Source organism: Candidatus Eisenbacteria bacterium, from assembly GCA_016235265.1.
Lineage (GTDB): Bacteria > Eisenbacteria > RBG-16-71-46 > RBG-16-71-46 > JACRLI01 > JACRLI01.
This window is the reverse complement of sequence record JACRLI010000004.1, coordinates 1-13,814: the sequence shown is the minus strand read 5'-3', so window position 1 is coordinate 13,814 and position 13,814 is coordinate 1. Positions and strand designations below refer to the sequence as shown.

The following is a 13,814-nucleotide window of genomic DNA, read 5'->3' as shown; positions in this document are numbered from 1 at the left end:
CCACGCGGGCCGAGCGGTGCGACAATCGCGGCATGAGCGCTCGCCGACGCTTCCTGCGCGCCGTTTCCACCGCCCTCTGCGGCTTCCTTCTGCTCTCGCTGGCCTGCGGCAAGAGCAGCACCGTGACGCCGAACCCGCCGATGTGCCTGGTCACGCCCGCCTCGCTGGACTTCCCGCTCGTCTCGCTGGGGCACTCGGCGGAATTGGAGTTCACCGTCGCCAACACGGGCGGGGGGACGCTCGCAGGCTCGGTGGCCCCGGCGTGCGGGCCGTTCACCCTGGTGGGGGAAGACTCGTTCAGCCTCGCGCAGGCGCAGAGCAGGCGGTTCACGGTGCGGTTCACTCCCGCCGACACGCTGGTGCGCGCGTGCTCGCTGGCGGTGAACCTGGGGACGGGGTCGTCCGGGTGCTCGGTGTCGCTTTCGGGGCGCGGGACCGCGATGCCAGTGGCGCAGCCGGCGTGCGCGGTGAGCCCCCAGCGGTTGGACTTCGGCAACGTCGTGCTGGGCGACTCGTCGGTGCTGGGCTTCACGGTGCGCAACATCGGCGGGGGCGTGCTGCGGGGAACGGCGACGGCCTCCTGCGCGGGATTCACGGTGGTGAGCGGAGGGAGCTACGCGCTGGCGGCGCAGGAATCGGCGCGCGTGACGGTGAAGTTCAGGCCGGCGGGCGTGGGCGGGCCCGCGGGCGGAACGGCCACGGCGGCCCTCGGCCGATTCTGGGACTTCCTGCGCGGCTCGCCGCGAAAGGCCCGGCCGGCGCGGGCCACGACGGGCCTGCAGACCTGCGTGATCGACCTCACCGACGGCGGCTGCGGCAGCGTGGTGGCCACCGGCACCGGCGTGGCGGCGATTCACCCGGTGTGCCAGGTGGCGCCGGTGGCGCTGGACTTCGGCAGCGTGGGCGTGGGACAGGCCCGCTGCAGCGACTTCGTGGTCACCAACATCGGCGGTGGCACGCTGACCGGATCGGTGCGCGGCTCCTGCGCGCTGTACCGCGTGCTGGGCGACTCCACGTACAGCCTGATCACGGGCGAGTGGAAGAAGTTCACCGTGTGCTACACGCCGCAGGCGGTGGGCTGGACCGACACGTGCCGCATCTCCGCGGGCGGGATCGACTGCGGAACGGTACGATGCCTGGGCACGGGCACATCCGCGCCGGCGTGCCGGGTGACGCCCTCCATCGTGGACTTCGGGACGGTCAAGGTGGGGTTCAGCACCGACCGCATCGTGACGCTCAAGGCGGGTGGCACACAACCGGTCACCGGCTCGGTGAGCGCGGCTTGCCCGGAGTTCTCGGTGATCGGCGGCGCGACGTACAACCTCTCGCCGGGGGACTCTGCCAAGTTCACGGTGCGGTTCGCGCCGCAGGCGGGAGGCAGCCGGACGTGCGCCCTATCGATGGGAAGCGGCGCGTGCGGGAGCGTGCTGATGAGCGGCAATGGGGAGATTCCTCCGCGTCCCCCCGGGTGCGCCGTCAGCACCACGTACATGCGATTCGACACGCTGCTCATCGGATCGTCCAGCGAGCAGGAACTCGCCATCACCAACACCGGGGATCAGGTCCTAACCGTTCGCCCCATGCTCGGCACATACACCAGGGGCTTCTCCATGTCCCCGGACAGCGTGTTGAACATCGGTGGCGGCGCTAGCCGCAAGCTCATCATCTCGTTCTCACCTCCAGACACGGGACAGTTCTGGACCACCGTGAGCCTTTCCGCAACCGGCTGCAGCGCGGTCACCGAGTTGCTTGGCTACGGAAGGGTCGCCGCCCCTACGCTCGCGCCTGGGTACCTCTCCTTCGGAAGCCAGGGGAATGGCGACGGACAGTTCCAGGCCCCTGTTGCGGTCGCGGTGGACTCGGAGGGCAGCGTGTTCGTGCTCGATTCCGTGCTGGCACGGGTTCAGAAATTCACCGCGGACGGGCAGTTCGTGGGGAGCTTCGGTTCTCCGGGCGAGGGGGCCGGGCAGTTCACGCGGCCCTTTGGGCTGACTGTCGACAGCAAGGACAAGATCTACGTGGAGGACAACGGCAGCGTCAACGGCCGGGTCCAGGTATTTGGCTCAGATTTCACCTTCGGGTCTGCGTGGACGTTGAATCACGGACCTGGCGAGGGCATGACCCTGGGACCCCTCGACCGACTCTATTTCCTCGCGAGCACAGGTGTCCAGGTGTTCACGGGCTCCGGGGCCTTCGTTCGGACCTACGGGGCAACCACGATGTGCGGATGGTGGATCGGATCCGGCGTGGTCTGCCAGTCGCCCGACAACAATCAATTGTGCTGTCCGGCCGGGATGGCGGTGGCTCCGGATGGCGTCGCGTTCATTGCGGAACCGTACCGGGAACAAGTGAACATCTATGCGCAGAATGGAGGCACCGCAGGACTGATCGGCGCCGGACAGCTGCGCGGACCGCAAACCGTGGCGCTTGACGCCCTGGGCAACGTCTACGTGGGAGACGGCCCCGACCGCAAGGGGTACTACTCGACTTCGAGTTTCACCATCAGCAAGTACACCAGGGGCGGCGGGTTGATTTCCCGCTGGGGCGGCCGCGGCCAAGAGTCAGGGCGGTTCTCCTGGGTGCCCTACCTCGCCATTTCGGCGTCCGGATACGTCTTCGCGACGGATCTCCACAACCACCGCGTCCAGCGCTTCGGCCCCACGCAGGGCTCGTACGGGCCGCAGGTCGTGAGCGAACCCGGGGGCAACTTGCGTGGATTCACCCGGCCAGGCTCGCAGGCGCGCGGCGTCACCCGGTCCGTTGCCCCCCCGCGCATCCCCGCCCCGCGCTCAATCCTTCGCTGAGATCTTCTTCCGGTAGTCGTCCACCACCTGCCTGAAGCGCCCGGGCTCCGGATCCAGGGGCGCGAAGCGCTCCAGCCACGGGAGCATCGCCGCGGCGTCGTCGCGGCGGTCGTAGTACAGCAGGGCGTCCATGTAGCGAATGGCGGCAGCGGAGATGTTGGAGGGCAGCCGGCGGGTGCCCAGGCGGCGGATGGGGCTGCGGTCGTTGGGGCCGACGGCATCGCCCGCGAAATCCCGGGGATCCAGGGTCTGCAGGCAACGGCGCGCCAGGGCGGTGTCCACGCGGGCCCCGGCGGAGTCCGGCATGCACAGCCAGTACGGCCCGGAGAACATGAAGCGGCCCGCGTCGGCGGGCGGCTCGGGCACGGTGAGCGCCACGGTGAGCGGACGGCGCAGCGTGCCGGCCTTCACTCCATCCACCCACGAGCGGGCCACCTGCGTGGCGATCAGCATCACCTCGCCGCCCCCGCTCCGGAAGGGCTGCAGCGAGTCCACCCCGGCGTCGCTGCACGGCAGTGGCAGCCCGTAGCGGTCGCGCACCATGCGGATGTACCAGCGGGTGTTGAGCAGCGGCAGGTTCACGATCGCCACGTCGGGGCGCAGCCCCTCGGCCTCCTGGAGCGCCAGCACCGGGTAGGTGTCCATGTCGCCGTTGGCCAGCAGCACCGCGTTGGGCGGGAGGTCGCGCAGGACCCAGCGCGAGTAGGCCAGCAGCGGCGGGGTGAGGAAGCCGCTGGAGACGAAGGCGCGCAACCCCCGGCGCTCGAGCGCGCGGTCGCCGAATTGCTGGGCCAGAACCCAGGCCGAGACCCATGCGCTGCCGTCCGTGGAGTCGCACCCTACCGCCCTGCGCGCGCAGGCCCAGGCGCTCTCCGCCGAAGCGTCCGCCCAGGTTCCGTACTGTGGATTGTAGGAGTCGGCCAGCACGGCCAGCGCGAACGAGTGGCACGGGGCCAGGGCCGTCGCCGCGCGCGCGACCTCCACCGCCTCGGGCCTGCGCCCCAGGCGGCGAAGCGTCTCGGCCAGCCACGCCTGGCGGTCCGGGTCGGTGGGCCGCTGCTTCGCGGCTTCCGCCAGCAGCGGGTAGGCGGCCTGCATGCGGTTCTGCATGAACAAGTCGCGCCCGGCCAGGTAGAGGGAATCGGCCGGCATCGGCGTCGCGGCGGAGGCGGCGCCGGCATCCCTTGCGTCTGCGGCAGCGCCCCCGGTGGTGGCGGTGACTGGGATTGCGGACACGGCGTCGGCCTTCCCCGCGGTCGCGACTTGCGGCCCGAGGGCGCACCACGCCAGCAAGAGCACGAATCGGATCAGGTCCACGGTCATCCCTCCTCGCGTTCGGGAATCTACAGCCGGCCCAGCAGCCGGAGGATACCGTCCAGGATAGTCAGCGGGTGCGGCGGGCACCCGGGCACGTACAGGTCCACCGGCAGCATGCCGTGCACTCCGCCCCGCTGCTCCGGGCTCTCGCGGAACACGCCGCCGCTGATGGCGCACGCGCCCACGGCGATCACCAGTTTCGGCTCGGGCACCGCCTCCCATGTCTCCCGCAGCGCGGCATCCATGTTGCGGGTCACGGGCCCGGTGACCACCAGGCCGTCGGCGTGGCGGGGGGAGGCCACGAACTGCACCCCGTAGCGGCCCAGGTCGAACACCACGTTGCCCAGCGCCACCAGCTCGGCGTCGCAGCCGTTGCAGGCGCCGGCGCACACGGCGCGCAGGCGCAGCGAGCGGCCGAAGAGGGAGCGGGTCTTCTCGTCCAGGGCGTGGGCGAGCTGCAATTCGCGCGGGAGCTGACCTGGCGGCGCGCCCGGGGAGCCGCCGGCTCCAGGGGGGTTCGCGCCCGCCGTGCCCGGGCTCGCCGCTCCCTCCAGCACCAGCGCCTCACGTGTGCTCACTGCCTGGCGCGATTCGCGCGTGAACGAAATCGCGTCCGCGGGGCAGGCGCGGGCGCACTCGCCGCAGAACACGCAGCGGCCCAGGTCCAGCCGCAGCGGCGCCACCTCGATGGCCTGCGACGGGCACACGTCGGCGCACTCTCGGCAGCCGGCCGGGCACAGCTCCGGGCGCACCGCGGGCAGGCCGCGGTAGCGCTCCGGGAACCCGGCCGGCGGCACCGGCAGGTTTACCGTCGCGAAGGGCTGGGCCAGGCGGGCCTTCAACATGCGGTGCATGGTCGCGCGCCCCCTACAGGTCGTGTCCCGCGTAGGACAGGTTGAAGCTCTTGTTGCACAGCGGGAAGTCCGAGATGTCGCCCCCGCGCAGCGCCATGGCCAGCCCCATCCAGTTGTGGAAGGACGGGTCCACCACCTTGGCGCGCTCGATGCTGCCGTCGGCGCCGGTGAACAGCAGGTGCACCACCTCGCCGCGCCACGCCTCCACCAGCGCCACCGAGGCGGACTCCGGCGGCAGCGGTCGCACCTCGCGCAGCACCGGTCCGGCGGGCAGGTGGGTGAGGGTCTCGCGGATGAACGCCAGCGAGTGCTGCGCCTCCAGGCGGCGCACCAGCGCGCGGGCGTTCACGTCGCCGCTCTCCAGCACCACCACGGGCACGTGGGTGAAGCGGTAGAAGCCCGAGGGATGGTCGCGCCGCACGTCGCGGTCGCAGCCGCTGGCGCGTCCCGCGGGGCCCACCAGGCCGAGGCTCTCGGCGGTCTCGTAGTCCACCGGGCCGGTGCCCTCGAAGCGCGCCAGCGCCTGCCCGAAGCTGAACAACACCTCGGCCACCTCGCGGACCTCGGCGTCGAGGCGCTTCGCGTCGGCGGCCAACGAGGCGGCGGCGCCGGCGTCCAGGTCCGCCGAAACCCCTCCCGGGCGCACGAACCCGCGCCCGTAGCGGTTGCCGGTGAGCGCCAGGCTGAGGCCCAGCGCGTCACCGCGCATCCGGCCGAACCACGACGCGCCGGGCAGGAAGCCGATGTCATTGCACAGCGCGCCCAGGTCGCCCACGTGGTTGGCCACGCGTTCCAGCTCCAGCGCCACCGCGCGCAGCGCCTGGGCGCGCAGCGGCGGCTCGGTGCCGGCCAGCGCCTCCACCGCCTCGCAGTGTGCCAGGGCGTGCGCCACGGAGCTGTCCCCGGCGATGGACTCGGCCAGCGCCACCGCGCGCATGTCGCGGGCACCCGCGAGCAGATCTTCCACGCCGCGATGCTGGTAACCGAGGTGGATCTCGAGATGCAGCACGCGCTCACCGTCGCACTGGAACCGGAAGTGGCCCGGCTCGATCACCCCCGCGTGCACCGGCCCCACCGCCACCTCGTGGATGCCGCTGCCCTCCACGGCGAAGTAGGGGTATTCGGGACCGTCGGCGACGGGGTGCGCGCGCAGCGGCTTGAGCCACGGGTGGCCCCGGGGGTGGGCGCGGAATTGTTCCGCCAGCTCGCGCTCGAACCAGTGGGCTTCGTGCGCCTCCGGCGTGAGCGCGGGGTATTCCAGCACCCCCGCCCGCAGGTCGGTGCCACACAGGGTGAGGCGGCCCTCGGCGTCGTGCGCCAGCAGCGCTTGAAGGCGCAGGTCTCCGGAAGGCAGCCGGCGGCCAAATAGCGCCGCCAGGCGCGCATCGGCGCGACATTCGCGGATCACCTCGCCGCGGAACACCTCCACCGCCATGGGGGGCGCTTCGGCCAGCGGGAACGCCGCGCCGTTGGACAGCTCGAGCGGGGTGAGCACATTCATGGCGCCAGGCTCCGCGCGGCGTCGGCCAGCAGCCGGTGCAGGTCGGGCGGCAGCCACAGGCCCAGCGTGGCCGCGATCAGCAGGAACGCCGCGGGGGCCACGCGACGCCACGGCCCCAGTGACCTGCGCACCTCGCCGCGGGGCTGCCCGTGCACCATCGGCAGGATCACCGCCGCCATCCCCACGGCCACGATCACCAGGAGCGCCAGGTAGGTCACGCCGGCCGCCACGTGGCCGCCGGAAAGGCCCGCCTGCAAAATCAGGAACTCGCTGAAGAACGTTCCGAACGGCGGGACTCCGGAGACGGCGAAGTAGCCGCACACCCACAGCACGCCCTCCACCGGCGAGGCGGTGAGCGCACCGCGCACGTCCTCGGCGCGCCGCGAGCGATAGGCGGTGAGCAGGTTGCCCGCCACCAGGAACATCAGCGCCTTGGCCACCGAGTGGTTCACCGCGTGGAACAGCGCGCCGTACACGCCGATGCCGCCCAGGCCCACGCCGGTGGCCAGCACGCCCATGTGCTCCACGCTGGAGAAGGCCAGCATGCGCTTGTAGTCGCGCTGGCCCACCACGAACACCGCGCCCACCGCCAGCGACAGCAGCCCCACCGCCAGCAGCAGGCCCGAGGCGAAGCGCAGCAGGCCCGCCGCGGCGCACACCTGGAAGCCGCGCAGCACCGCCAGGAACGCGCAGTTGAGCAGCGCCCCCGAGAGCATCGCCGAGACCGGCGCGGGCGCCTCGCCGTGGGCGTCCGGCAGCCAGGTGTGGAAGGGCGCCAGGCCCATCTTGGTGCCGTAGCCCACCAGCATCAGCACGAACGCGGCCTTCAGCCAGCCGGCATCCAGCGAGACGGCCCGGGCCACCAGGTGCTCCAGTTGCAGCGCGCGGAACGAGACGTCGCCCGGCCCCGCGGCCATGCCCAGCGCGAAGGTGCCCAGCAGCGCCAGGGCGATGCCCACGGAGCACAGCAGCAGATAGCGCCACGTGGCTTCCAGCGAGCGTGGCGTGCGCAGGTGGTGGATCAGGGGGGCCGTGGCCAGCGTGGTGGCCTCCACGCCCACCCACAGGATGCCGAAGTGACGGCTCAGCACCACCAGGTTCATGGACGCCACGGAGAGCAGCAGCCCCGGCGCGAGCCAGCGGTCGGCGCGGGCGCGGGAGACGGGCGTGCCCGAGGTGGCGGCGTAGCCGGTGCAGTAGACCGCGACGGCCAGGAACAGCGCCGCGGTGATGACCAGGAACAGCGTGCCCAGCGCGTCGGCGCGCAACAACTCGTCCCCCCGGGCCGAGCCCGGCGCCAGCCACACCACCAGGGCCGCGGCCAGGTTGCCGGCCGCGCCCAGCACCAGCATCGCTCGCCGTGCGGCGGTGCCGCGCACGAAGTACGTCACCAGCGCCACCGCGGCGGGGCCGGCCACCGGCAACCAGAGGTTCATCTCAGTCGTCCTCGGGCCCGCGGGCCGGCAGGTCGCCGCCCTCGAAGGTGGTCTGGATGCGGTTGACGAAGATGCCCATGATGAACACCGCCACGAACACGTCGAGCAGGATGCCCATCTCCACCATCCACGGCATGGTGCCCGCGAGCGCCAGGCCGAACAGCAGTACGCCGTTCTCCAGCACCAGGTAGCCCACCACCTGCGAGATGGCCTGGGTGTGCGTGACCAGCATGAGCATTCCGAAGAACACCGTGGAGAGCGCCACCGGGCCCAGCAGCCGCGAGTGCGCGGCGGCCCCCAGCGCCACGTGCTCGGACAGGGCGAACGCTCCGGCCACCGCTGCCCCGGCCACCAGCAGCGTGGCGCGCGGCCCCAGCAGGAACTCCACCTCGTGGCGGATCTGCGCCTCGCGCACGGTCCAGAACAGGAACGCCGGCACCACGAAGGACTTGAGCAGCAGCGGCACCAGCGTGATCAGCAGCGTGTGCGGGCCCGCCTGGCCGGCGTGCAGCATGAGTGGCAGCGGCGCGATCAGGGCGGCCTGCAGCGCGCCGGCGCGGATGCAGTTGGCCAGGCGGGTGGTGTCCAGCATGTACAGGCCGATGAGCAGCACCAGCAGCAGCAGGGCGTCGGCCGGGGGCGACATGTTCATGGCTGCGTGCATGTCAGCGCGCCCCCAGCGCGGCCACCAGGGCCACGCCCGCCAGCACCGAGGCGCCGATGAGCAGCTGCGGCACGCGGCGCATGGCCACGCGCGCGGTGAGCGATTCGGTCACCCCCACCAGCGCCGCGCACGCGCCCACGCCCGCCAGCTGCGCCAGCAGGTGCGCGCCCCAGCCCGCGCCCGGCGGCACCACCACCTGCGAGAGCAGCAGCGAGAGCCCGTAGAGCTTCACCGCGTTGGCATACTCGCACAGCGCCAGGTCCGGGCCGCTCACGTCGAGGATCATCACCTCGTGCACCATGGTGAGCTCCAGGTGCGTGGCGGGGTCGTCCACCGGCATGCGGCTGGTCTCCGCCAGCAGCACCAGCCAGAGCGCCACCGCCACCAGGGCGCGGGTGAGACCCGCGCCGTACAGCGACGCCCCGCTGCCGCTGGCCAGCAGGCCGGAGAGCGAGATCTCGCCGGACATCACCGCCAGCGCCCCCAGCGCGAGGAACAGCGCCGGCTCGGCCATGGCGGCGATCCACGCCTCGCGGCTGGCGCCCATGCCCTCGAAACTCGAGCCGGCGTCCATGGCCAGCGCGATGAGCGCGAACCGCGCCAGCGCCAGCAGGTAGGCGAACAGCACCAGGTCGCCCGGGAAGGCCAGCGGCGCGCGCGGCGCGCCCAGCGGCACGAACAGGAACGCCCCCAGCGTTGCGGCCATGATCACCGGCGGCGCCATTTGACTGATCCACGTGGCGGTGGTGCTGTACACCGCTCCCTTGCGGAACAGCCGCAACAAGTCCCGGTACGGCTGCAGCAGCGCGGGGCCGCGGCGGCCGGCCATCCACGACTTCACCCGCTGCGCCACGCCCTGCGTGAGCGGGGCCAGCGCCAGCAGCAGCCCCAGCTGGGCCAGCGCGCTCAGCGTGCCCACGGCACGCCCCCGAGTCCCAGCGCCAGCAGGGCGATCAACCCCACCAGGATGTAGAGCAGCTGCGCCTGCACCGGCACCCGCTGCATCCAGCGGAATCGCGCCAGCAGCTCCGGCAGGGAGGTGAACGCGGGGCGGAACAGGCGGTGTTCCGCGGGGTCCACCGGGTGCGACGTGAGGCTGGCCCGGCCCGGGAACAGCCCCTCCACCGGCTCGCGGCTCACCCGTCGCGGCACCACGTCGCGGAACAGCTCCAGCAACGGCTGCACGAACGAGCTTCCGGAGTACTGCATCCGCGGCGCGGGCCGCTCGTAGCCGCAGCCCCACGTGGGGCCGCGCGAGACGGCGCGCCCGCGCAGCAGCAGGTCGCGCATCACGAACAGCGCCGCCGCCGCGCACACCAGCGCCAGGGCGAACACCCCCACGCGCGCGGCGGTGGTGCCGGCCGCGTCCAGCACCGGCAGCGCCGACGGCAGGCCCGGTGTGAGCCCCTCGACCGCCGCCCGGCAGGCGCGCAAGGCCGGGGCCGGGAACGCACCGAGCGCCGCGCAGGCAGCCCCCAGGGCCAGCATGGCCGCGCGCGAGCCGGCGTCGGCCTCGTGCGGGTGCAGGGGGGTGCGGGAGCGCGGGTGCCCCAGGAACGCCACGCCGAACGCGCGGCCGAAGCAGGCCACCGCCAGCGCGCCCACCATCGCCAGCGCCACCGCCGCGCCCAGGCACACCGCCGCCGGCTGCCCCGGCAGCGCCGGGCCCGCGGCGAAGAATCCCCAGTACATCAGCCACTCGCTCACGAACCCGTTGAACGGCGGCAGGCCGCAGATGGCCACCGAACCGGCCAGGAACAGCGCGCCCGTCCAGGGCATCGGGCGCATCAGCCCGCCCAGCTTGTTCAAGTCGCGCTCGCCGGTGGCATGCACCGTCTCGCCCGCCGCCAGGAACAGCAGCGACTTGAACGCCGCGTGGTTCCACACGTGCAGCAGCGCCCCCGCGAAGCCCAGCGCCGCCAGCGCGGCGTTGCCGTAGGCGCGCCCCAGCAGCGCGGCGCCGATGGCCAGGCACACGATGCCGACGTTCTCCACGCTGCTGTACGCCAGCATGCGCTTGAGGTCCTGCTGCGCCAGCGCGAACACCACCCCGCCGATCGCCGAGACCGCCCCGAGCGCCAGGAACACGTAGCCCCACCCGGGCGAGGGCGGGCCCAGGAACGAGAGAGCCCGCAGCAGACCGTAGATGCCCATCTTGATCATGATGCCCGACATCACCGCCGAGACGTGCCCCGGAGCCGCCGGGTGCGCGCGCGGCAGCCACACGTGCAGCGGCGCGATCCCCGCCTTGGTGCCGAATCCCAGCAGCGCCAGCGAAAGCAGCAGCAGCGGCTCCCGCACCGAGGGGCCGGCCGCGGCGAAGGCGTCGAACAGGAATGAGCCGGCGCGACCGGCGAGCAGCGTAAAGAAGACCAGCAGGAAGGCCGCGCCCACGTGCGCCGCGACCAGGTACACGAAGCCCGCGCGCTGCACTTCGGCGGAGTCGTCCTCGTAGGTGACCAGGAAGTAGGAGGTGAGCGACATCAGCTCCCAGCCCACCAGGAAGAACACCGCGTCGCGCGCCACCAGCACCAGGGCCATGGACGCGGTGAGGGCGTTGAAGAAGCACGCGGCCATCACCGCCCGCCGGCTGCCGATGTCACTCGTCAGGCGGTGGTGGCCGGCCAGCGCCGCCAGCGCGGTGACCACCAGCACCGGCACGAGGAAGAAGCCCGAGAGCGGGTCCAGCCCCATGGTGAACACGCCCAGCGGCGTGGTCCAGCCGACGGGGACCTGGAGCGCGGGCGCGCCCAGCATCGCCGCCACCGCCGGGGGCAGGCCCAGGAGGGCCCCGCCCCACGCGCACGCCAGCGCCACGGCCAGCGCCGTCCGGGGGCGCGTGTAGAGCAGCGCGGGCAGCACGGTCCCGGCGGCCAGGCAGGCCAGGGCGGCGAGGAAGAGGTTCACGGCGCGGCCTCCGGCACCGGCGGGGCGCCGTCGGCGGATTCCACCTGGGCGAGCCGCTGGAGCAGTTCCTCGTCGCCCGCCGACGCCAGCACCAGGGAGCGCAACGGGGCGTCACTGAACGCGCGCGCCGCCGAACGCAGCAGCGCCAGGTGGGCGCGCACGCTGGCGCAGATCAGCACCAGCAGGGCGCGCACCGGTTCGCCGTCCGGGGCTCCGAAGTCCACCTGCCGCTCCAGCAGCGCCAGCGCCGCGCGCGGCTCGCCGCGCCCCAGCAGCACCGGCTGGCGCGGGTGTGGGAGTGCGATGCCGCCGCCGATGGCGGTGGCGCCCAGGTCTTCGCGGCTGAGCAGGAGTTCCAGGAGCAGGGGCCGCTGCGAGTCATCCGGCAGCGGGAGACGGTCCACCACCGCGCGCAGCACCGCGGCCCGGTCACCGCCGGGCACGGCGCGGTGAATACCGCCGCGCTCCAGCGCGGGCTTCAACTGGACGGCGTCGGGGTCGCGCGGCCCGGCCGCGGGGCGCGCCGGGAGGCTGCGCCGTGCGGCCCACTCGAGCAGTTCGACCTCGTTGAACCGGTAGCGGTCGCCCACCAGGTACGCCGGGGCTTCCCCCCGTCGCGCCCACCAGTAGAGTGTATGTTCAGGCAGGGCCAGCATGCGGGCCGCATCGGCCAGCGAGAGTTCCAACGCTATACGTCCTGTGGCTGGAGTGCGGTGAAATGATGCCGCCACACTAGCGCAGGGCGGGAGATCGGGCAAGGTGCAGCGGGCGTTCATGCCCGCCCTAGGTGGCGACGCCCCGGCCCGCCACGAAGCCGCTCGACCATGCCCACTGGAAGTTGTAGCCGCCCAGGCGTCCGTCCACGTCCAGCACCTCCCCGCACAGGAACAGCCCGGGGCACTTGCGGGATTCCATCGTGGACGGGTTCACTTCGGAGAGCGCCACGCCGCCGGCGGTGGCCTCGGCCTTCTCGTAGCCCAGCGTGCCGTCCACGTCCAGGGGCCAGGCGGTGAGGAGGCGGGCGAGGGCCTGGCGTTGCTCGCGGCGCAGCTCGGAGAGCAGCACGGAGTGCGACAGTCCGCTGCGCGCGAGGCCCGCGCGGGCGGTCAGGGTTTCGGCCAGGCGGCGGGGGAGCATGCCGGCGAGGAGGTTTTCCACGGCGCGGCGCGGCTCGCTCTCTCTCGCTGCCTGCAGGTCGGTGTCGGCCTGCTCGAACGTGGCGCCCGGGAGCCACGCGGCCGTCACCGCGGCGGGGCCCCCGGCTCGGGCGCGGAGGTAGTGGCGGCTCAGGTCCAGCGCGGCGGGGCCGCTGTAGCCGAAGTGCGTGAACAGGAACGAGCCGCGGGCGCGGGCCAGTTCGCGGCCCTCTTCGCCGCGGCGCAGGATCAATTCCGCTTCCACGGTGAGCCCGGAGAGCGCCCGGGCGTCGGGATCGCGCGAGGTGAGCGGGACCAGCGCAGGCACGGCGGGCACCAGCGTGTGGCCAAGTGCCGTGGCCCACGCCAGCCCGTCGCCGCGGCTGCCGGTGGCGGGGTAGGAGAGACCGCCGGTGGCCAGCGCCACGCGCGGTGTGGACAGCGCGGCGCCGTCCTCCATGCGGATCCCGAAGCCGCCGTCGGCGGCCTTCTCCAGCGCGGCCACGCGTGCGCCGCAGCGCAGTTCCACGCCGGCGTCGGCGGCCTCGCGCAACAGCGCGTCACGCACGGTCACGGCGGAGTCGGAGACGGGGAAAATCTTGCCGGTGGGCTCCAGCTTGGTGGGCACACCCAGGCGCTCGAAGAACTCGCGCGTGGCGCGGGCGTCGAATTCGCGCAGGAGCCGCGCCACCACGCGGCGCGAGCCGCCGTTGTAGTCTTCCGGGAACACCTCGTCGTGGGTGAGATTGCAGCGGCTGCCGCCGGAGGCGAGGATCTTGGCACCCGGTTTGGGCATGCCCTCCAGCAGGGTCACGCCGGCGCCGCGGCGCGCGGCAGTGATGGCGCACATCAGGCCGGCGGCGCCGGCACCGATCACCACGACTCCGCGGGAATTCGACATGGGAGGATTCTAGCAGGGCGGAAGCGCGGGGCGGGCGCGGAAAGGGGCGCGCCGCGGCGCGCCCCTCCGGCTTCGGTTGTGCTTCGAAGAATGTGTCTAGCATGAACCCTGCAGGGTAGGCCCTGCATGGCCACCTTCCGTCCGCCCCACTGCCCCAACCCGTCCTGCCCATTCCATTGCCACACAAGCGGCTGGCGATTCAAGAAGATCGGCTTCTTCCACCCCAGACACTGCCAGCCACGCCCCGTCCAGCGCTACCTGTGTTTGCACTGCCAACGCTCCTTCTCCCCCCGC

The 13,814-nt window shown here is 72.7% G+C and carries 10 protein-coding genes; 1 reads left to right on the top strand and 9 read right to left on the bottom strand.

Annotation, left to right across the window (positions count from 1 at the left end):
* Positions 1–32 precede the first annotated feature (32 nt).
* On the top strand, positions 33–2,804 hold the full coding sequence (locus HZB25_02075) for a choice-of-anchor D domain-containing protein (GenBank protein MBI5836008.1): 2,772 nt from the start codon (positions 33–35) through the stop codon (positions 2,802–2,804).
* On the opposite strand, the gene HZB25_02070 is transcribed toward HZB25_02075, so the two are convergent.
* From HZB25_02070 to HZB25_02030, 9 genes are all read right to left on the bottom strand, one after another.
* Entirely contained in the window at positions 2,790–4,121 is a 1,332-nt protein-coding gene (locus HZB25_02070; GenBank protein ID MBI5836007.1) for a tetratricopeptide repeat protein, read from the bottom strand. The genes HZB25_02075 and HZB25_02070 overlap by 15 nt on opposite strands.
* Positions 4,122–4,147: 26 nt before the next feature.
* Positions 4,148–4,975: an NADH-quinone oxidoreductase subunit NuoB gene (nuoB, locus tag HZB25_02065; protein MBI5836006.1), complete on the bottom strand. Its 828-nt coding sequence runs from the start codon at positions 4,973–4,975 to the stop codon at positions 4,148–4,150.
* 13 nt (positions 4,976–4,988) lie between these two features.
* The gene (locus tag HZB25_02060; protein ID MBI5836005.1) at positions 4,989–6,476 is read right to left on the bottom strand and encodes a hydrogenase; all 1,488 of its coding nucleotides are present in this window, start codon (positions 6,474–6,476) and stop codon (positions 4,989–4,991) included.
* Positions 6,473–7,912 carry a hypothetical protein gene (locus HZB25_02055; GenBank protein ID MBI5836004.1) on the bottom strand — a complete coding sequence of 480 codons (1,440 nt, stop codon included), beginning with the start codon at positions 7,910–7,912 and terminating at the stop codon, positions 6,473–6,475. Before HZB25_02055 ends, HZB25_02060 begins: the two co-directional genes overlap by 4 nt.
* Before the next feature lies 1 nt (position 7,913).
* Positions 7,914–8,576 (bottom strand): hydrogenase, encoded by a 663-nt coding sequence (locus tag HZB25_02050; GenBank protein ID MBI5836003.1) that lies wholly within the window; start codon positions 8,574–8,576, stop codon positions 7,914–7,916.
* A 1-nt stretch (position 8,577) separates the two neighbouring features.
* Positions 8,578–9,486 carry an NADH-quinone oxidoreductase subunit H gene (locus HZB25_02045; protein MBI5836002.1) on the bottom strand — a complete coding sequence of 303 codons (909 nt, stop codon included), beginning with the start codon at positions 9,484–9,486 and terminating at the stop codon, positions 8,578–8,580.
* Positions 9,483–11,483, bottom strand: coding sequence for an oxidoreductase (locus HZB25_02040; GenBank protein ID MBI5836001.1), 2,001 nt, complete (start codon positions 11,481–11,483; stop codon positions 9,483–9,485). Before HZB25_02040 ends, HZB25_02045 begins: the two co-directional genes overlap by 4 nt.
* Entirely contained in the window at positions 11,480–12,169 is a 690-nt protein-coding gene (locus HZB25_02035) for a PTS sugar transporter subunit IIA (GenBank protein ID MBI5836000.1), read from the bottom strand. The genes HZB25_02040 and HZB25_02035 overlap by 4 nt, the downstream gene beginning before the upstream one ends.
* 97 nt (positions 12,170–12,266) lie before the next feature.
* Positions 12,267–13,520, bottom strand: coding sequence for an NAD(P)/FAD-dependent oxidoreductase (locus HZB25_02030; protein ID MBI5835999.1), 1,254 nt, complete (start codon positions 13,518–13,520; stop codon positions 12,267–12,269).
* Between the last annotated feature and the right edge of the window lie 294 nt (positions 13,521–13,814).

Bases quoted from the DNA above. Each gene is read 5' to 3' on its own strand.
- HZB25_02075 (MBI5836008.1), top strand. From the start codon at position 33: ATGAGCGCTCGCCGACGCTTCCTGCGCGCCGTTTCCACCGCCCTCTGC.
- nuoB (MBI5836006.1), bottom strand. From the start codon at position 4,975: ATGCACCGCATGTTGAAGGCCCGCCTGGCCCAGCCCTTCGCGACGGTA.
- HZB25_02060 (MBI5836005.1), bottom strand. From the start codon at position 6,476: ATGAATGTGCTCACCCCGCTCGAGCTGTCCAACGGCGCGGCGTTCCCG.
- HZB25_02055 (MBI5836004.1), bottom strand. From the start codon at position 7,912: ATGAACCTCTGGTTGCCGGTGGCCGGCCCCGCCGCGGTGGCGCTGGTG.
- HZB25_02050 (MBI5836003.1), bottom strand. From the start codon at position 8,576: ATGCACGCAGCCATGAACATGTCGCCCCCGGCCGACGCCCTGCTGCTG.
- HZB25_02030 (MBI5835999.1), bottom strand. From the start codon at position 13,520: ATGTCGAATTCCCGCGGAGTCGTGGTGATCGGTGCCGGCGCCGCCGGC.